16 protein-coding genes are annotated in these 18,927 nt (G+C 72.5%); 9 read left to right on the top strand and 7 right to left on the bottom strand.

The window, feature by feature from the left end:
- Nucleotides 1-50 precede the first annotated feature (50 nt).
- The 5 genes from ACRAS8_RS13880 to ACRAS8_RS13860 are packed head-to-tail and all read left to right on the top strand — an operon-like array spanning nucleotide 51 to nucleotide 5,905.
- Entirely contained in the window at nucleotides 51-1,592 is a 1,542-nt protein-coding gene (locus ACRAS8_RS13880) for a GMC family oxidoreductase (protein ID WP_438486305.1), read from the top strand.
- Nucleotides 1,592-2,749, top strand: coding sequence for a quaternary amine ABC transporter ATP-binding protein (locus ACRAS8_RS13875; RefSeq protein WP_438486303.1), 1,158 nt, complete (start codon nucleotides 1,592-1,594; stop codon nucleotides 2,747-2,749). The genes ACRAS8_RS13880 and ACRAS8_RS13875 overlap by 1 nt, the downstream gene beginning before the upstream one ends.
- Entirely contained in the window at nucleotides 2,749-2,919 is a 171-nt protein-coding gene (locus ACRAS8_RS13870) for a hypothetical protein (protein WP_438486301.1), read from the top strand. The genes ACRAS8_RS13875 and ACRAS8_RS13870 overlap by 1 nt, the downstream gene beginning before the upstream one ends.
- Nucleotides 2,916-4,910: an ABC transporter permease subunit gene (locus tag ACRAS8_RS13865; RefSeq protein ID WP_438486300.1), complete on the top strand. Its 1,995-nt coding sequence runs from the start codon at nucleotides 2,916-2,918 to the stop codon at nucleotides 4,908-4,910. Before ACRAS8_RS13870 ends, ACRAS8_RS13865 begins: the two co-directional genes overlap by 4 nt.
- Before the next feature lie 2 nt (nucleotides 4,911-4,912).
- The gene (locus ACRAS8_RS13860) at nucleotides 4,913-5,905 is read left to right on the top strand and encodes an ABC transporter substrate-binding protein (protein ID WP_438486298.1); all 993 of its coding nucleotides are present in this window, start codon (nucleotides 4,913-4,915) and stop codon (nucleotides 5,903-5,905) included.
- A 36-nt stretch (nucleotides 5,906-5,941) separates the two neighbouring features.
- Here the strand turns inward: ACRAS8_RS13860 and ACRAS8_RS13855 are convergent, their stop codons facing one another.
- The 4 genes from ACRAS8_RS13855 to ACRAS8_RS13840 all read right to left on the bottom strand — a co-directional run bounded on the left by ACRAS8_RS13855 (nucleotide 5,942) and on the right by ACRAS8_RS13840 (nucleotide 13,612).
- On the bottom strand, nucleotides 5,942-7,009 hold the full coding sequence (locus tag ACRAS8_RS13855) for a sensor histidine kinase (RefSeq protein WP_438486296.1): 1,068 nt from the start codon (nucleotides 7,007-7,009) through the stop codon (nucleotides 5,942-5,944).
- 213 nt (nucleotides 7,010-7,222) lie between these two features.
- Nucleotides 7,223-7,846, bottom strand: coding sequence for a response regulator (locus ACRAS8_RS13850; RefSeq protein ID WP_438486294.1), 624 nt, complete (start codon nucleotides 7,844-7,846; stop codon nucleotides 7,223-7,225).
- 739 nt (nucleotides 7,847-8,585) lie between these two features.
- The gene (locus ACRAS8_RS13845; protein ID WP_438486292.1) at nucleotides 8,586-9,326 is read right to left on the bottom strand and encodes a BPL-N domain-containing protein; all 741 of its coding nucleotides are present in this window, start codon (nucleotides 9,324-9,326) and stop codon (nucleotides 8,586-8,588) included.
- A gap of 5 nt (nucleotides 9,327-9,331) precedes the next feature.
- The gene (locus ACRAS8_RS13840) at nucleotides 9,332-13,612 is read right to left on the bottom strand and encodes a Pls/PosA family non-ribosomal peptide synthetase (protein WP_438486291.1); all 4,281 of its coding nucleotides are present in this window, start codon (nucleotides 13,610-13,612) and stop codon (nucleotides 9,332-9,334) included.
- A gap of 230 nt (nucleotides 13,613-13,842) precedes the next feature.
- Between ACRAS8_RS13840 and ACRAS8_RS13835 the strand changes: the two genes are divergently transcribed.
- Entirely contained in the window at nucleotides 13,843-14,073 is a 231-nt protein-coding gene (locus ACRAS8_RS13835) for a hypothetical protein (RefSeq protein ID WP_438486289.1), read from the top strand.
- A 46-nt stretch (nucleotides 14,074-14,119) separates the two neighbouring features.
- Here ACRAS8_RS13835 and fabV read toward each other — a convergent pair whose 3' ends face one another.
- The gene (gene fabV, locus ACRAS8_RS13830; protein ID WP_438486287.1) at nucleotides 14,120-15,373 is read right to left on the bottom strand and encodes an enoyl-[acyl-carrier-protein] reductase FabV; all 1,254 of its coding nucleotides are present in this window, start codon (nucleotides 15,371-15,373) and stop codon (nucleotides 14,120-14,122) included.
- Nucleotides 15,374-15,518: 145 nt separating this feature from the next.
- Between fabV and ACRAS8_RS13825 the strand changes: the two genes are divergently transcribed.
- Entirely contained in the window at nucleotides 15,519-16,757 is a 1,239-nt protein-coding gene (locus ACRAS8_RS13825; RefSeq protein WP_438486285.1) for a trypsin-like serine peptidase, read from the top strand.
- A gap of 54 nt (nucleotides 16,758-16,811) precedes the next feature.
- Here ACRAS8_RS13825 and ACRAS8_RS13820 read toward each other — a convergent pair whose 3' ends face one another.
- Nucleotides 16,812-17,012 carry a DUF397 domain-containing protein gene (locus ACRAS8_RS13820; RefSeq protein WP_438486284.1) on the bottom strand — a complete coding sequence of 67 codons (201 nt, stop codon included), beginning with the start codon at nucleotides 17,010-17,012 and terminating at the stop codon, nucleotides 16,812-16,814.
- Nucleotides 17,009-17,887 carry a helix-turn-helix domain-containing protein gene (locus ACRAS8_RS13815; RefSeq protein ID WP_438486282.1) on the bottom strand — a complete coding sequence of 293 codons (879 nt, stop codon included), beginning with the start codon at nucleotides 17,885-17,887 and terminating at the stop codon, nucleotides 17,009-17,011. The genes ACRAS8_RS13820 and ACRAS8_RS13815 overlap by 4 nt, the downstream gene beginning before the upstream one ends.
- A gap of 212 nt (nucleotides 17,888-18,099) precedes the next feature.
- On the opposite strand from ACRAS8_RS13815, the gene ACRAS8_RS13810 reads away from it, so the two are divergent.
- Nucleotides 18,100-18,555: an ATP-binding protein gene (locus ACRAS8_RS13810; protein ID WP_438486280.1), complete on the top strand. Its 456-nt coding sequence runs from the start codon at nucleotides 18,100-18,102 to the stop codon at nucleotides 18,553-18,555.
- On the top strand, nucleotides 18,552-18,926 hold the full coding sequence (locus ACRAS8_RS13805) for a hypothetical protein (RefSeq protein ID WP_438486278.1): 375 nt from the start codon (nucleotides 18,552-18,554) through the stop codon (nucleotides 18,924-18,926). Before ACRAS8_RS13810 ends, ACRAS8_RS13805 begins: the two co-directional genes overlap by 4 nt.
- Nucleotide 18,927: the final 1 nt, after the last annotated feature.

Genomic DNA, 18,927 nt, shown 5'->3' with positions numbered 1-18,927 from the left:
GACACCCCGACGTCCGGGCCCCGCGCACTTCGCCAGTTAAGGAGCACCCCATGCCCGTGTACGACTACGTGGTGGTCGGCGGTGGCACCGCCGGTTCCGTCATCGCCTCCCGCCTCGCCGAGGACCCGGACGTCACCGTCGCGGTGATCGAGGGCGGTCCCTCCGACATCGACCGCGAGGAGGTCCTGACGCTGCGCAAGTGGCTCGGCCTGCTCGGCGGCGAGCTGGACTACGAGTACACGACCACCGAGCAGCCCCGGGGCAACTCGCACATCCTGCACAGCCGCGCCAAGGTCCTCGGCGGCTGCTCGTCGCACAACACCCTGATCTCCTTCAAGCCGCTGCCGTCCGACTGGGACGAGTGGGCGGCGGCCGGCGCCACCGGCTGGGGCGCGAAGGACATGGACCCCTACTTCGGCAAGCTGCGCAACAACATCGTGCGGGTGGCCAAGAAGGACCAGAACGAGATCGCCTCGGACTGGATCGAGGCCGTCAAGACCGCCCTGGACGTGCCCGAGGTCGTCGGCTTCAATGACCAGCCCTTCGAGGAGGGCGTCGGCTTCTTCGACCTCTCGTACCACCCGGAGAACAACAAGCGGTCGTCGGCGTCCGTCGCCTACCTGCACCCGCACATGGAGGCCGGCGACCGGCCCAACCTCACGCTGATGCTGGAGACCTGGGCGCACAGGCTGGAGCTGGACGGCACCACCGCCAAGGGCGTCCACGTCCGCACCAAGGACGGCGCGGAGGTCTACGTCGAGGCCGCCCGCGAGGTGCTGGTGTGCGCCGGCGCGGTGGACACCCCGCGGCTGCTGATGCACTCCGGTATCGGGCCGAGGGAGGACCTGGAGGCGCTGGGCATCGAGTGCGTGCTGGACCTGCCGGGCGTCGGGGAGAACCTGATCGACCACCCCGAGTCGGTCATCGTCTGGGAGACCAACGGGCCGATCCCCGGCAACTCCGCGATGGACTCGGACGCCGGTCTGTTCGTCAAGCGGGACCCGGAGCACAAGGGCCCGGACCTGATGTTCCACTTCTACCAGATCCCGTTCACCGACAACCCCGAGCGACTGGGCTACGAGCGCCCCGAGCACGGCGTCTCGATGACCCCCAACATCCCCAAGTCCCGCGCCCGCGGCCGGCTTTACCTCACCTCCGCCGACCCGGAGGTCAAGCCCGCGCTGGACTTCAAGTACTTCGAGGACGAGGGCGACTACGACGGCAAGACCCTCGTCGACGGCATCAAGCTGGCCCGTAAGGTCGCCGAGGCCGAGCCCTTCAAGAAGTGGCTCAAGCGGGAGGTCTTCCCCGGCCCCGAGGTCACCGACGACGCCGAGATCAGCGAGCTGGTCCGCAAGGCCGCGCACACCGTCTACCACCCCGCCGGCACCTGCAAGATGGGCGCCGCGGACGACCGACTCGCGGTCGTCGACCCGGAGTTGAGGATCCGTGGCCTGAAGGGCATCCGGATCGCCGACGCCTCCGTCTTCCCGACGATGCCCGCGGTGAACCCGATGATCGGCGTGCTGATGGTGGGGGAGAAGTGCGCCGAACTGCTCCGCGCGACCCCGACCCAGGGGGGTGATGCGTGATGGCCGCCTCCGCCACCGACGCCACCGCCGTCCCCAACCCCCGCTCCGGCGAGGCCACTTCGGCCGCCAAAGGCTCGGACGCCGCGGGCGCCGTGGGCGAGCAGCCCACGGTCTTCTCCGTGCGGAACCTGTGGAAGGTCTTCGGCCCCAAGGCCGACCGGATCCCCGAGGACGCCTCGGTCGCCGATCTGAGCGCCCGCGAGCTGCGCGAGCAGACCGGCTGCACCGCCGCCGTCCGCGACGTCTCCTTCGACGTCCGCAAGGGCGAGGTCTTCGTGGTCATGGGCCTGTCCGGCTCCGGCAAGTCCACCCTCGTCCGCTGCCTGACCCGGCTGATCGAGCCGACCAGCGGCGCCCTGGAGATGGACGGCGAGGACGTCCGCGCCATGGACCGCACCGCCCTGCGCGAACTGCGCCGCCGCCGGGCCGCCATGGTCTTCCAGCACTTCGGCCTGCTGCCGCACCGCACCGTCGTCGACAACGTCGCCTACGGGCTGGAGATCCAGGGCGTCGGCAAGTCCGAACGCCGCGAGAAGGCAGCCGAGATGGTCGACAAGGTCGGCCTGGCCGGCCTGGAGAAGCGCCGGCCCGGCCAGCTCTCCGGCGGCCAGCAGCAGCGCGTCGGCCTGGCCCGCGCGCTCGCCGTGGACCCCGAGGTCCTGCTGTTCGACGAGCCGTTCAGCGCGCTCGACCCGCTCATCCGGCGCGACATGCAGGAGGAGGTCGTCCGCCTGCACCGCGAGGAGGGGCGGACCATGGTCTTCATCACCCACGACCTCGCCGAGGCGCTGCGGATCGGCGACCGGATCGCCCTGATGCGCGACGGCCGGATCGTCCAGCTCGGCACCCCCGAGGAGATCGTCGGCTCGCCCGCCGACGACTACGTCCGCGACTTCGTCCGGGACGTGCCGCGCGAGCAGGTCCTCACCGTGCGCCGCGCGATGCGCCCCGTCGAGGACGGCGAGGCCGACGGCGGCCCCGCGCTCACCCCCGACACCCTGATCTGCGACGCCATTGAGGCCGTCGCCCGCACCGGCGGCCCCGCCCGGGTCGTCGACAACGGCCGCTGCCTGGGCATCGTCGACAGCGCCTGCCTGCTGAACGTGGTGGCCCGGAACTCGGCGCCGTACGACGCCCCGGGGGAGGTGGCCGCCTGATGTACGCCGCCGCTCCGCACCGCGGCGCCGCCCGCGCCGTCGTCCCCCACGCGCCCGCCGCGAGCCCCCGGGCCCGGGTGCGCGCCGCCCTGCTCCGCCGGTGGCGCCGGGCCCAGCGCGCCGCCGCGCTGAACGTGCCGGCCGGCACGGTGAAGCGAGGCCACGCATGAGCACGGCCGCACCTCCCACCACCGCCGGCGCGCTCGGCGCCGGCAGGCTCCGCCCGATCCAGGCCCTGTTGCGCCGCCGCGGCCTCGCCAAGCTCCTGCTGCTCGCCGTCGCCGCGGCGGTCCTCGTCCCGCTCGCTCAGGCTGCCTGGCCGGGCGCGGCCTGGCCCAGCGCGCTGACCGTCGACGTCTCCGGACCGCTCGACCACGCCAGCAACTGGATCATCGACAACCGCGACAGCCACTGGCTGTTCGTCTACGTCCTCGGCCACCTCAGCAACGCCGTGGTGCTCTCCGTCCGCGGCGTCTACCTGTTGCTGCTCGCGCTCGGCTGGACCGGTGTGACGGCCGGTGTGACGCTGCTGGCCTGGCGCGTCGCCGGCGTCCGGATCGCCGCCACCGCGCTGGTGTCCTTCCTGGTCAGCGGTGCGCTCGGGATGTGGATCCCGACCATGCAGACGCTGGCCCTGATGATCGTCGCGGTGCTCGCCTCGGTCGTCGTCGGCGCGCTCCTCGGGCTCGCCGCCGGCCTCTCCCCGCGGCTGTTCAAGATCCTCCGCCCGGTCCTCGACACCATGCAGGTGCTGCCGGCCTTCGCGTACCTCCTGCCGGTCGTCATGATCTTCGGCATCGGCGTGCCGGCCGCGCTGCTGGCCACCGTGATCTACGCGGCGCCGCCGATGGCCCGGCTCACCGCGCTCGGCCTGCGCGGCGCGGACGCCGGTGTCCTGGAGGCGGTCTCCTCGCTCGGCGCCACCGGACGCCAGCGGCTGCTCACCGCCCGCCTGCCGCTGGCCCGCAAGGAACTCCTCCTCGGCGTCAACCAGACGATCATGATGGCGCTGTCCATGGCCGTGATCGCGTCGATGATCGGCGCCGCCGGCCTCGGCGACCGCGTCTACCAGGCGCTCGCCTCCGTCGACGTCGGCGCCGCGCTCGCCGCCGCCGTCCCGATCGTGCTGCTGGCCATCGTCATGGACCGCACCACCGCCGCGGCCGGCGAGAAGCTCGGCGCGGACCAGGCCGCCGCCGGCCCGCGGCTGCTGCGCGGCTGGCCCGCCTGGGCCGGCATCGCCGTGCTCACCGCGGTGGCCGCGCTCATCGGCCGGCTGGCCGGCTCGACGATCTGGCCCGCCGGCGCCACGCTCGCCATCGGCCGCCCGGTCAACGACGCCAAGGAGTGGATGGTCAACCACCTCTACTCCGGCGTGCCGGTCGTCGGCGGCACCGCCGACTGGGCCGCGCACTTCACCAACTGGGTGCTCAACCCGCTGCGCGACGGCCTGACCGCCCTGCCCTGGTACGGCGTGCTGCTCGTCGTCGCCGCGCTGGCCTGGCTCATCGGCACCTGGCGGACGGCCCTGACCGCCGTCCTGGCGATGTCCGCCGTCGGCGTCCTGGGTGTCTGGGGGCGGTCCATGGACACCCTCTCCCAGGTCCTCGCCGCCCTGGTGCTGACCCTGGTGCTGGGCATCGGCACCGGCATCCTCGCGGCCGGCAGCAAGCGCTTCGAGGCCGTGCTGCGCCCGGTCCTGGACGTCATGCAGACCATGCCGCAGTTCGTCTACCTGATCCCCGTCGTGGCGCTGTTCGCGGTGGGCCGCGCGCCGGCCGCCGCCGCGGCCGTGGTCTACGCCCTGCCGGCCGTCATCCGGATCACCACCCAGGGCCTGCGCCAGGTGGACCCGGGCGCCATGGAGTCCGCCGAGTCCCTCGGCGCCACCCGCTGGCAGACCCTCCGGCAGGTCCAACTCCCGCTCGCCCGGCCCGCGTTGCTGCTGGCCGTCAACCAGGGCGTGGTGCTCGTCCTCGCCGTCGTCATCATCGGCGGCCTGGTCGGCGGCGGCGCCCTCGGCTACGACGTGGTCACCGGCCTGGCCACCGGCAACCTCGCCCTCGGCCTGGTCGCCGGCGTCGCCATCGTCTGCCTGGGCCTGATGCTCGACCGGGTCACCCAGCCCACGGAACGGCGCACCGCCGGGAAGGGAGCCTGACCATGTCCCGTACCCGCACTCTGATGAGGGCCGGGGGTGCCACGGCCGCGGCCGGCGCCCTGCTGGTCTCCCTCTCCGCCTGCGGCAAGGCCGACATGACCAAGCAGGGGTCGCCGTTCGCCGCCGCCAAGGGCTCCAAGTCGGTCACCCTGTCCGTGCAGACCTGGGTCGGCGCCCAGGCCAACGTCGCGGTGGCGCAGTACCTGCTCGAACACGAGCTGGGCTACCACGTCGACACCGTCCAGGTGGACGAGATCCCCGCCTGGGACGCCCTGAGCCAGGGCCGGGTCGACGCCATCCTGGAGGACTGGGGCCACCCCGACCAGGAGAAGCGCTACGTCCAGGACAAGAAGACGATCACGGCGGGCGGCGGCAACGGCGTCACCGGCCACATCGGCTGGTGGGTGCCCAAGTACTGGGCCGACGCTCACCCCGACGTCACCAACTGGAAGAACCTCAACAAGTACGCCAAGGAACTCCGCACCTCGGAGAGCGGCAACAAGGGCCAGCTGATGGACGGTTCGCCGTCCTACGTCACCAACGACAAGGCGCTGGTGAAGAACCTCGGCCTGAACTACCAGGTCGTCTTCGCCGGCTCCGAGGCCGCCCAGATCACCCAGATCCAGCAGTTCGCCAAGCAGAAGAAGCCGTTCCTCACCTACTGGTACGAACCCCAGTGGCTCTTCAACCAGGTGCCGATGGTGGAGGTCAAGCTCCCGCCGTACACCGACGCCTGCGCGGCGAAGGGGGCCAAGGACCCGCAGTCCATCGACTGCGCGTACCCCACCACCCCGCTCCAGAAGTACTTCAACACCGACTTCGCCAAGAGCGGCAGCACCGCGGCGCAGTTCCTGAAGAACTTCCGCTGGGACAAGAAGGACCAGAACGAGGTCTCCGAAATGATCGCCTCCGGCGGCCTCTCCGCCGACGAAGCGGCCAAGAAGTGGGTCCAGGAGCACCCCGACGTCTGGAAGCGCTGGCTGCCGAAGAAGTAGCCGGCACAGCACCACCACGCCACCGGGCGGGACCGTTCACGGACGGGCCCGCCCGGCGGCGTTCGCGGGGCGGTCGGCGCCTTCGGCGGGACGCGGCTCCAGGGGGAGGGTGGCGCGGACGACGGTTCCCAGGCCGCGGCCGAGGGACAGGACGGAGAACGTGCCGCCGTACGCCTCGCAGCGCCAGCGCATTCCCGGGATGCCGTAACCGGACTCGATCAGCTGTGAGTTCGGCGGAATGCCGCAGCCGTCGTCGCTGACGGTGACGCCGACGGAGTCGCGCCGGTAGGCCAGGCACACCCTGGCATGGCGGGCGTCCGCGTGCTTGACGACGTTGATGAGCGATCCCTGGACGATGCGGTAGGCGGTCTGCGTCACGCCGTCGCCGGAATCCGGCTCGTCGTGGGGGTCTCCCTGGACGAGCACGCGTACCGTCAGGCCGTTCTCGGCGGCCACCCGCGCGGCGAGCGAACGGACCGTCGCGGTCAGGCCCATCTCCCGCAGGGCCACCGGGTGCAGATGGGCGATGACGCCGCGCAGTGCCGACTCCTGTTCGTCGAGCCGTCCCACCGCCAGCGCGACGGCCTCCCGCCATGCCCGCGGGTCCTCCTTGGCCCGGGCCGCATCGAGCTGACGACGCGTCAGCGCCAGGAGTTGGAGCACCTCGTCGTGCAACTCCCCGGCCAGCAGCGCGACATAGTGCTCCTGGCCGCTGATGAGCGACTGGAGCTTGTCCCGTTCGAGCCGGGCCTTCGGCCTGGACCAGGCCACCACCGAGCACACGGCCCCGGTCAGCAGGAACAGGAAGATCAGGTGCCCGACCCGCTCGGACATCCGGGGGGTCAGGGCCACGACCGTGAAACCGCCGGACAGCAGGACCAGCAGCCAGCGGACCTGGGGCGGCTTGCCGGCGGGGAGAAGGAGTCCGCCGACGGCCGAGACGACGGCCATCGCCGCCACCATGCGAAAGTGCAACGGGTCGAACACGGAGAATTCCGCTACGTAGGTGACGGCACCGAGAAAGATCAATACCAGGCAGAGAGCGCGGGCGAGGCCCAGGGATTGAAGTCGGGCCAGTGCGGCCCGAGCGAAGCTGCCACTCATCGGCCGCCTCCCCTCGCGGAATTACACACGCAAATCAGGCAGGAATGCGTGCACTTACTCAGATGCGTGCACATACCATCCGACGCCGGAGAGCGCTTGTCAACTGCAAGCTCTTTGCATTAAAGGCGCCAATGACGCCCAAGTGACGACTGGGCGACGCGGCGGTAAGCAGAAATAGTGAGAAGCGTTTTCACTGTCTGTTTCGCCGGCCGTTCACACGGGGGCGGAGCGGTTTTGCCTGGCGTATGCGACGAGATCCGCACGGGTGGTGAGGCCCAGCCGGGCGCGCAGGGTCGCCCGGACGCTTTCGACCGTGCGGACGCTGACGGTCAGCCGCTCGGCCACCTCGCGGTTGGTGTGGCCGTCGGCCAGCAGGTCCAGGACCTGCCGCTCCCGGAGCGGCAGTTGCCGCTCGCTCCGCGGGGTGCAGGCGAGGCCGGCCCCCAGCGACGGCTGCACGTACGTCCCGCCGGTCGCCACGGTCCGTGCCGCCGCGACGAGTTCGGCGACCGAGGTGCTTTTGAGGAGGTAGCCGGAAGCGCCCGCGGTCAGTGCCTCACGGACGAGCGCCGGGTCCCCGTACATGCTGTGCACCAGAATCCTCATCCCGGCGGCGGCCGCCAGCAGGCCGGGGATGGCCTGGAGCGTGTACGCGGAGCCCAGCCGCATGTCCAGCATCATGAGGTCGGGCCGGTGGCCGGCCGCGGCGTCGAGCGCGCCACGTTCGCAGGCGGCCTCTCCCACGACGTCGAAACCCTCCGGCTCCAGGAGTGCCCGGGTCCCGGCGCGCACGGTCGGATGGTCGTCGACCAGCACCACGCGTACGGGCTCGTGCATCGTCAGCCTCTCCGTCAGCCTCTCCGGGAGTCGCGGGAAAGCCCCACTGCCCGCCGTCTCTCACAGGGGTCAGCACCATCCGACGTATCGGCCGACTTTGTCAACCAAGGACGGCCGCGACGCTTTTGCGGCATATGTGCGGCACGGGCACGGAAAGGGAGTTGATGTCCCGGCGCGTTCCGAGAGCCGGAAAGCCAACGTTCAACTTCTTGCGGGTGATCCGCACACACACTGCGGTCATGTGCGGATGTGCCGGCGCGGCGGGCCGGTGAGGATCAAAACGTCCGCAAAACCCGTACCGGACGCAGCGCAACGTCCGATACCCGGAACAGAAAGAAGGTGTCCGGAGATGCTCACCAGCCTCCTCCACCTCGCCTCCACCCTGCTGTCCGACCTCGTCAAGTGGGGCATCAGCTAAGGGTTTCTGGCCTTTAGGCGGTCAACTACCTCAGGGCGCGGCCGGGTTGAATTTCCCCCCCGTGAGTACATCGACCCGACCGCCGCCCGTCCGAATTCCGGACTCCGGCACATTCCGATACCGATCCGATATCGATCCGCTTCGGATATGCAGAAGGAAAGGAGGTGTTCAGCAGTGGACCACTGGGTGCAACTCGCAGTGACCCTCTTCGGTGACGTCGTGAAGTGGTTTCTGAGCTGACGTTTCCCAACGCCTACGAGCCCGCCGGTCGTCGTTCGTCCACGACAACCGGCGGGCTCGCGCGTGCCGTCCCCGGCCGCCTCAGGCCAGCAGTTCGTTCACCAGGTCCACCGCCAGGTCGCGGGTGTGGTGGACGGGGAGGTTCTCGTCGAGGAACCAGTCGTCGGTGGCCTCGGGGTGGGGGCCGACCACGGCGATCTTCCCGGCGCCGCAGGGGGCGACGACGGCGGCGACGGTGCCGTTGGGATAGGTGGCCAGGATGGTGGCGTCGGCCCCCTCGTCGAGGAGGAAGTGCGGGCCGTCCTGGAAGTAGACGGTGCGGGGGAGGCCGCGCCAGCGGGTCTCGACGACGGTGTCCCCGTCGTGCTGGACGGTGGCGCCCGGCGTGACGATGTACTGGTCGGTGTCGCCGGGGAGCAGATCGAAGCCCGGGTCGTCGCCGGCCAGATAGCCGCCCAGGCAGAAGCCCAGGTAGCGGCCGCCGCCCTGGACGTAGTCGCGGATCTCGCCGGCGTGCTTGCGCAGCCGGCGGTAGGCCGGGTCCAGGTCGCCGCCGCCCGGCTGGGCGTAGAGGTGGGCGTGCGCCAGGGACGTGGCGGAGAGCGGGATCTCCTCGTGCGGGCCGGTGTAGCGGACGTCGAGGTTCCAGGGGCCGGTGGTGAGCAGTTCGGCGACCGCCTCGGAGCAGCCGGCGGGGCGCGCGGCCGGGCCGCGGTAGACCAGGGCCAGGCGGCGGCCGTCGGGCGTGGGAAGGGGGGACTCCGGCTCGCGGCGGGCGCCGAAGGCCCGGCGGAGGGAGTCGAGGAAACCGTCTGGGGGCATGGGGCTCACCGTGCGGGGCCGGTGGGGTGCGGGGCCGGCGCGGCGGACGGGCGGTCGGCGGACCGGAGGGCCAGGCCCTGGGCGGGGATGCCGCGCCACGCCGTACCGGGGACGAGGTACTCGCCCTTCATGACCAGGGACAGCGCGTCGAGCCAGACGCCCTCGCCGACGATGCCGTCGTAGAGCACGATCGCGCGGCTGCCGACGCCGGCGCCGGCCCGGACGGTGACCTTCGACATCTTCATGACCCGGTCCTCGAAGAGATGCGTCTGCAAGCTTACGCCCGCGCCGATCGCCGCGTCGTCGCCCACCTCGACCAGGTCGAACTCGGTGAGGAAGGTGGTGGCCAGCCACGTCCGGCGGCCGATCCGGGCGCCGAACAGGCGCAGCGCCGGCGGCAGGAAGGGGGTGCCGGCGAGGGCGGCGAGCCCGGCCGGCACCGCGGCCGCCTCGTACAGGCCGGTGACGAACTCGGTGCGGCGGACGAACCAGCTCCACAGGGGCTCGACGCGCGGCCGGTAGCGGCCGACCACCAGCCACTTGAGCAGGGCGCAGGCGGCGACGACGGCGAGGCCGGCGGCCATGAGGAGGACGGGGGCGAGCAGCAGCGGCGGGGCCGGAGAGGGGCTGTGGGCGACGCCGGAGAGCGCGAGGAGAAAGAGGAAGGCGGTGGTGCCCAGGAGGGCCGCCGGCATCGTCGCGCGGAAGTACTCGATGGCCAGGCGGCGGCGGACCGCCCGGCGGGTGGGGCGGAAGGTCAGCTCCTCGGGGAAGGTGCCGCTGCTCTGGCGCCGCGGGAGGCGGAACGCGGGGGAGCCCAGCCAGAAGGTGCCGGCGGGCACCCCCTCCTCGGGCGGGACGGTGCCCACGCCGATCAGGGAGTTGGCCCCGGTCCGGGTCCCGGCCGGCAGGTACGCGGCGTTGCCGACGAACGCGCGGTGGCCCACCTCGGTGCGGCGGCACAGGACCCGGCCGCCGGCGAACGCCGCGCCGCCGACCCCCGCCATGTCCGCGACGAAGCTGCCCTCGCCGAGGGCGAGCAGGTCCGGGTCGAGGTGGGAGGCGGTGGACACCTCGGCGCCGGAGCCGATCCGGGCACCCAGCAGCCGCAGCCAGGGGACGGTGTAGAGGGTGGCGTAGAGGGAGTTGGTGAGGGCGAGGCTGGACTCCAGCAGCTTGTCGGAGAGCCACTTGCGCACACCGAGGCCGGAGCGGACCGGGTGGACGCCGACCGGGGTACGCCGCAGCACCAGCCGTTTGGCGCCGGCGACCGCGGCGCAGACCGAGAGCACGTAGAGGGGCGCGGCCGGCACCAGGGAGACCAGGACGGCGGGCCCGCTGCCCCAGGCCAGCCACGTACACCACACCAGCGCGGCGCCGGGCACCAGGACGGCCAGCGCGAGGAGTTCGAGGAGGACGACGCCCAGCAGCGCGGCGGCGAACTGCCGCGCCCGTCCGCGCTCGGCCGGGTCGCCGGCGCGCAGCATCTCCTCGACGTCCCCGGCCAGGGCCGGCACCGGGGAGGGCGGGGAACCGGCCCACCGGGCGCCGGGCGGCACGGCGTCGCCCTCGCCGAGCACCGACTGCTCGCCGAGCCCGGCGCCCGTCTCCACCCGGGCGCCCGGTTCCAGCACCGCATGAGCCCCTACGTAGGCGCGGGGGCCGATGTCTATCGGGGCGACGGTCACCCAGCCGTCGGCGACCCGCCAGGCGTGCAGGGTGACGCCGTAGCCGACCGAGGCGTCCGCGCCGATCCGGACCAGGGACGGCAGCGGGACGGCGCCGGTGGCGACGGTCGTCCGCGGCCCGATCCGGGCGCCCAGCAGCCGCAGATAGCCGCCCGCCAGCGGGGAGCCGCTCAGCGCGGGCAGCGGGCTCACGCTCAGCAGCAGGCCGAGCGTCCACAGCTGGAGGTAGGTCGGGCCCCACAGGGGATAGCGACCCGGCCGGATGCCGGCGGCCAGGGGGCGGGCGAGCAGCACCGGCAGCAGCCAGCGGACGCCGGCATAGCCGACGAGCACGGCCAGTACGGGCCGTACCGGGATCGGCGTCCGGCTGGTGAACACGCCGCCCTGCCGGCTGAAGACGACGGCCAGCGGCAGGGTGGTGGCGAAGAGCAGGAGATAGAGCGCGGCCGCCTGCACCAGCCCGGCCACGGCGATCCGGGCCCGGCTGTGGCGGAGGGGGCGGGGACGGACCGGGGGAGAACTCGCGGGGGCGTCGGTGCTGTTGCCGTCGTGGTCGTGGTCGTCGCGCGGGGTGGTCTCGGCGGCCTCTCCGTTCCCGTCGTGCGAGGCGCTGCTGCCGCTTCCTCCGCCGCCCGTGGCCCCGGCGGCGGCCGCCGCGGTGTCCGGCGCTGCCAGACCGGCCGCCAGGCCCCGCACCGTCGGATGGGCGTAGAGATCGCGCAGGGCGGCGCCGGTGCCGCTGCCGATGCCGCGGCTGCGGAGCAGCGAGACGACCTGGGCGGCGAGCAGCGAGTGCCCGCCGAGGTCGTCGAAGAAGTCCGCCTCCGTGGACAGCGCGTCGGGGTCCATGCCGAACACCTCGGCCCAGACCTCCCGCACCCGCGCCTCCAACTCGCCCCGCGGCGGCACCACCCGGCCACCGCCGCCCAGCCGGCGCCCGGTCGGCGCGGGCAGCCGCCGGCGGTCCACCTTGCCGCTCGGCATGGCCGGCAGCCGGGGGAGGACGTCGAGGAACGGCGGCACCATGTAGGCCGGGAGCCGCTGCCGCAGATGCTGGTGGAGGCGGGCCACCAGCGCGTCCGTCGCCGCGTCCGCCGCCGCGTCCACCGGCCCGACGCCGTTCGAGGCCGGCACCACGGACTTCGAGGCCGGCACCACATAAGCGGACAACTCCCGGCTCTCTCCCGCCACTTCCCCCTCCCCGGCCCCTTCCCCCTCCCCGTCGCGGTGCGGCAGCCGCACCAGCGCGGTGGCCGCCTCGGCCACCCCGGGGTCCTCCAGCAGCACGTTGTCGATCTCGCCGAGGTCGACCCGGTAGCCGCGGACCTTCACCTCGTCGTCGGCCCGCCCCAGGAACGCGATCTCCCCGTCCGCGGTGACCCGGCCGAGGTCGCCGGTGCGGTACAGCCGCCCGCCCCCAGGGGCCAGCGGGTGCGCGATGAAGCGCTCCGCGGTCAGTTCCGGGCGCCCCACATAGCCGCGGGCGACGCCGGGACCGCCCACGCAGATCTCGCCGACCGCCCCGTCCGGCACCGGCCGGCGCTCCTCGTCGAGCAGCACCACCGTGTACGTGGGCAGCGGCCGGCCGATCGTGACCGGCCGGCCCGGCCGCAGCTCCGCGACGGTCGCGGTGACGGTGATCTCGGTCGGCCCGTAGGTGTTGAGGATCCGCCGCCCCGGCCGGCTCCACCGCTCGACGAGCCGGGCCGGGCACGCCTCGCCGCCCACCATGAGGGCGCGCACCCCCGGCAGGTCCCGGGGGACCGTCGCCAGCAGCGTCGGGACGCAGTACAGGACCGTGATGCCCAACGCGTCCAGGGTGTCGGCGAGTTCGGCGCCGAACCGCCCCGCCCCGGACTCGGCCGGCCCCGCGACGAGGGTCGCGCCCACCGCCCAGGTGGGCCAGATCTCCTCGATGGAGAAGTCGAAGGAGACGGTCATGCCCTGGTAGACCCGGTCCTCCGGGCGCACGTCGTAGATGCCGGGGACGACGGCGAGGAAGTTGCAGATGCTGGAGTGTGCGATGGCCACGCCCTTAGGGCGGCCGCTGGAGCCCGAGGTGTACATGATGTACGCGAGCGGGTCGGCGGGGTCGTCGTCCTCCGGGCCCGGCGGTGCCGCCGCCCGCGCCGGGGCCGGGACCCGCGCCGGAGCCGGGACCCGCGGCCGGGTGGCCGGCGCGGCGGCCAGCTCCGCCGCCCGCGTGTCCAGCTCCACCACCTGCGCCCCGATCCCCGCCACCGCGCCCGCCCGCCCGGCCACCGTCAGCACCGCGTCCACCCGCGCGTCCGACGCGATGAAGGCGACCCGGTCCGCGGGCGCCGCCGGGTCGACGGGGACGAACGTCGCACCGGCCTTGCCCACCGCCAGCAGCGCCGCATACAGGTCCACCGACCGCGGCACCAGCAGCGCGACCCGGGACCCCGGCCCGACGCCCAGCCCGCGCAGGTGATGCGCGAGCCGGTTGGCGCGGGCGTCGAGTTCCGCGTACGTCAGGACGTGCCGGCCGCACTCCAGCGCCGTCGCCGAGGGCACGCGGTCACAGGTCGCCTCGAAGACGCGGTACAGCCGCGTGCCGCCCCACCTGGTCGTGCCCATGACTCCATCGCAGCGCCGATCACGTGTGATCGCATGTCCGGTCATGGGGGCCCACGTTTGCGAGTCCCGTCACCCGCGATACGGCCCGTCACCCGATCGTATGGCCGCGGTCACGCCGGGCCACCGCGCGCGCCCTCGGCGCCCCAGGCTGGGAAGCGCCCCCAACCCCTCCGGGGACGCGTCCCGGACCCACCGGGAAACGCCCCGGCACACGGAAGGCCCGGCTCGTCATGCCTCTGCCGCCGCCGCACTGCCCGACGCCCGACTGCGACGACCACCTGTGGAAGGACACCACCACCACCGAGGTCCACCGGGACAACTGGCGCTGGTGGTGCCACCGTTGCGACAAGAAGTGCTACCCGACCCGCGAGCAGATCGAGGAGTACCGGAACGCGGTCGGGACGGTCGGGACGGGCTGCCGGGACCCACGGGATCCCCGGATGGCGGCCCGCCCCCACTGACGCGCCCGCCCCCACTGACGCGCCCGGCGGCGCCGCGCGCAGACCGTCAGCCCGCCTGCCCCGGCCACGGCACCTCGGTGGCAACCGGCGCCCCGTAGTCGACGCCGGGCACCGCGAAGCCGTAGAGGCGGTGCACCTCGCCGTGGAACCAGTCCAGGTCGGCGAGGCGGGCGATGTCCTCCGAGGTGGCCGCCTGCCAGCGCTCGGCGACCGCGGCCTGCACCTCGGGGTCCAGCTCCCAGGTGTCCAGCCGGATGCGGCCCTCCTCGTCCAGGTCCAGCGGCCGGGCGCCGGTCAGCCGGTCCCACAGGTCGGCGAGCTGGGCGGTCGGCGGCGCCATCCGCTCGCCGAGGACGCCCCGCAGCAGCCCGACGTAGAGCGCGATGCCGGGGATGGCGGTGGACGACTGGGTGACCGCGGCGCCGTTGACGGAGGTCACCGCGCGCCCGCCGACCAGCTCCGACAGCCGCTTGTCGAGGGCGCGGGCGGTGCCCTCCAGGTGGGCCTTGGCGGCGCCGATGGTGCCCTTGCGGTAGATCGCCTCGGTCAGCGTCGAGCCGATGTAGGACAGCGCCGCGGTGCTGAAGCCCTCGGCGAGCAGACCGCGGCCGGCCAGGTGGTCGATCCAGCGCTCCCAGTCGGCGCCGCCCATCACCGCCACGGTCTGGGCGATGTCCTCCTCGGCGGCCGGCGCGGTCTCCACCTCCTTGACCTCGGGCGCGCGCCCGTCGTCGAAGACCAGCGTCTTGGTACGGGACGTCGCGCCGATCGGCTGGAGGACCGAGGCGTAGGTGGTGCCGGTCTCCGGGTCGGTGCGGCGCGGGGCGGCCACCGAGTAGATCAGGTGGTCCAGCTTGCCGCCGAACCGCTCCGCCAGCAGGTCGGCGACCTGCTCCTTCACCTCGTCGGAGAACGCGTCCCCGTTGACGAAGACCACGTCCCGCCCGGCCTCGCGGGCCAGTTCGGCGGTGGCGGCGGTGCGGTACCAGCCGGCGGTGGCGGTACGCCGGGCGGTGGCCGGTTTCTCGAAGCAGACGCCGATGCCCCGGATTCCGGCGCGCTTGAGACCGGCCAGGGTGGCGGCCAGCCCGTAGCCGGCGGACGAGCCGATGACGAGGGCCACCGGGCCGTCGGCGGGCGGCGCCGCGGCCGGGGCGGGCACCGCCTCCCACATGTCGGAGACCAGCTGCCGGCACCCGGCGGGGTGCGAGTCGAGGAAGAGGAACCCGCGGCTGCGGGGACGGTCGATGACGCGGTCGGTCACGTTCGGGTCCTTGGGACGGTTCGGACAGGACCCCATGATTGTCCCGATCCTTTCGCGGCCCCGGCCCCCCGGCCCCGCCCGCGCCCGGCGGAACGGCATAGTAGAGCGCGGCCCGGCGCCCCAGCAGGGGCATGACAGCCGTACCGGGGGACGCATCTACGCATCAGGGGGGACCTGCACCATGCCACCAGCCACACCGCCAGAACCGTCCGGCCCGCACGTCGCTGACGGGCGACTGGGGGAACCGGCGCCGCGACGGCGCACCCGGACCCGCGCCCGCCGCCGCACCTCCCTCGCCGCCGCGGCGGCCGCCCTCCTGCTCGCCGCCGCCGCGACTGCCTGCGGCCCCGACGGCAACACCGCCTCCGGAAGCGGGAGTTCGGCCACGGGTGACCAGAAGGCCGGCGCCGGGCACCTGCCCGACGGGACGCCGACCAGCCTCGACGACCTCAAGAAGTGGCGGGACGGCGGCTGGAAGAACTGGGACAAGTGGGCGCACCGGGCCCAGGACTTCGCCAACCCGATCATCAAGGACCACTGGAAGGCGGACCGGCTGGCCCAGGCCAAGGCCGCACCGGAACTCGGCGTCCAGGCCGGTACGGCGGTCGGCGCCACCGATCCCGAACCTCGCCCCGTCACCGCCCAAGAAGTCGACCGCCCCTACCACCGCCACATGGCCCCGGTCGGAAAGATCTTCTTCGACAGCCCCAAGGGCCCCATGGTCTGCTCCGGCACCGTCGTCGAGGACCCCGCGCACCCGGGGAAGTCCAACCTCGTGTGGACCGCGGGCCACTGCGTCCACTCCGGCCGGCAGGGCGGCTGGATGCGCAACATCGTCTTCGTGCCGTCGTACAACGACCACGGCGTGCCGATGAGCCAGGTCGGCACCAGCCCCACCGAACAGGTCACCCCGTACGGCCGTTTCTGGGCCGACTGGATCAGCACCTCCGGCGAGTGGATCGACATGGGCAGCTCGGCGTCCGGCAACGCCGGTTCGGCGTACGACTTCGCGGTGCTGCACGTGCGCCCGGAGTACGGCGGCGGCAAGTCCCTCCAGGAGACCGTCGGCGCGGCCGCCCAGGTCTGGTTCAACGCCCCGCACGCGGACGGCATAAGCTCGGTCAAGGCGTTCGGCTACCCCGCCGCGCCGCCCTACGACGGCGCCCGCATGATGGCCTGCCTCGACCGCCCCGGCCGCCTCACGATGCAGCAGGGCACGCCCGCCATGGACCGCATCGGCTGCACGATGACCGGCGGCACGTCCGGCGGCGGCTGGTTCGTCAGCCGCAACGGCAAACTCGCCCTGATCTCCAACACGTCGATCAGCTCCAACGCCCACACCTGGCTGGCCGGCCCTTACCTGGGCCCGGCGGCGCAGCGTGTCTTCGACACGGTGAGCCGGAAGTTCGCGGGACGGTAGGAACGAGCCCGGCCCCCCGCTGCGTTGCACGCCGGGGGCCGGGACCCGCCCGCGTCAGACGCGGTCGCCGCCGCCCTTCAGCGCCTGGGTGAACGCGCCCCAGGCGTCAGCGGTGAAGGTGAGGTGGGGGCCGGTGGGGTTCTTGCTGTCGCGTATCGCGTGGCCGCCGGTGCTGGTGGCGGCGACTTCTACGCAGTTGCCCGACTGTGCGGAGTACGAGGATTTCCGAAACGTGCCAATCAGCTCAGGCTTCACGGTTCCACTTCCTTGGGTGGCGTTCCGTCTTCGAGGAGCTCCTGAATGCGCTCGGCACTCCTGTCCGGCGGCAGTGCCACCGAGCGTAGCTGATCGAACGTATTGACGTAGAGGGCGAGGGCCTCCGGCGCCTCCACAACGTTGGTGTTTGCTGGATTCTCCAGGGTTACGGCTTCCACGTTGGCCTCCACCCCGAACGAGAAGGCTGCGAAGGCGCTTGACATCCCGGCAACCAGGCTCGCTCTCGCGGGGAGGAGCTGAATCGTGACGTTCTGCCGCTCACCGACCCCGAGCAGGTGGTTCAACTGCCCGTCCCGCACCTTGCGTTCGGCATTCAATGCCGTGAGGGCTGGTTCCCAGAGGATCGCGGTGAAGGTGGCCCCGTCTTCCTCGATCCGCCGTTGACGTTCTTGGCGCAGCTTGGCCAGCTCGATGACTTTCTCGGGCGGGAACTTCTTGGGCCCTATGGCGATGACGGCTTCCGTGTACTCAGGAGTCTGCAACAGGCCGGGCACGAGGGCCGGTTCCCAGACCCTGATGTGTGTGGCCTCATTTTCGAGGGCGATGTGGTCCACGTAACCGGATCGAGCAGAGGCTTGATAATCGATCCACCAGCCGCGCTCGTTGCTCCTCCGTGCCCATTCGAGCAGTCTGGCCCGCTCGTCCGGATCTTCCACCCCGTATAGATCGAGGAGCGTGCGGACTTCGAGTCCCGAGGCGGACGTATGCCCGCTCTCCACGCGACTGATCTTGGAGACGGACTTGGTGATCGCCTCCGCGGCGTCCGGTTGATCCAAGCCGGCCGTCTCGCGATAGCGCCTCAGTGCGTTGCCGAGCCTCCGGCTGCGAACCGTCGGCCTCCCACCTGCGGGCATGGGCTCTCCTTTCAACGACCGCCTGACTATGCCGCGTTGAGTCGTAACGGAACTTAGTCTGCGTGCTTACGCACAGCGATGGCAAGCTTGCATGGCCAAAGCTTGCAAACTTGCAGAGCTTCGCCCTAGCGTGACTCTCGTCACTCGATGCGCACGAAGTACCGCGTTGCGTAGTGGCGCCGCTCTTCGTCATGCGCACCCAGGGGATAGCCATGTCCACACGCGCCCGGTTCGTAGCAACTTCGACCATCGCCCCCGTAGTCGGCTATCGGCTTCCGGCTGACGTGCGCAGCGTCGGGTGGGCTCGTAGGGAGCTGCGGCGGCAGCTGCGCGCATGGCGCGTCGGGGGTGAACTCGCCGCGAACGCCGAGCTGTTGGTGTCCGAGCTGGTCACCAACGCGGTGCGGGCGCACGCCGCGTGGGCCGTCCCCGCGCCCGCGATCGGGGTCCGGTTCACGCTGTCGGACGACCGGCTGCGGCTGGACGTGCGCGACGTGAGTGACGGGGTGCCAGTGATCAACGAGGCGAAGGGAAATGGGGAGGTATCGGAATGTGGTCGTGGGTTGATGCTCGTGAACGCCTTGGCAAGTGGCTGGGGCGTGGAGTGGGACGGCACCGGAAAGGTGGTGTGGGCGGAGTTGAGCCTGCCTGCTCCGGGGGCGTCGTGAGCGTCACGGGGGAAGTGGCCGTCTACCGAGCGGAGTTGGTCGTCCATCGGCCATCCGGGGCGCCGATCGACCTCGGGGGCGTGGTGTCGTACTCGCCGCGTCGGGCGGCGCGGTGGATGCGGACGCGCGCCGGGCAGGTCGCGCAGCAGTTAGGGGTGCCGCATGGCGCGGGGGTGCGGGACTGGCTCGGCGAGCGGGGCGACTTCGACCGGGCGGTGGCGGCGCTCGTGTCCGGAACTCCCCTAACGCTGACCGTCGTTGACGCCGAAGGGTGCGCGTATGCGCTCGTGGCCCGGCCCGGCGGGATGGCCGTCGGCGCGTTCGGGAACGGCGCGCCGCAGGGGCGGGAGGCGACGTGGCTGGCGGCGTGAG

Source organism: Streptomyces sp. S186 (genome assembly GCF_051603415.1).
Taxonomy (GTDB): Bacteria; Actinomycetota; Actinomycetes; order Streptomycetales; family Streptomycetaceae; genus Streptomyces.
Note: the sequence above shows the minus strand (reverse complement) of the source record. Positions and strands in the feature narration are given on the sequence as shown.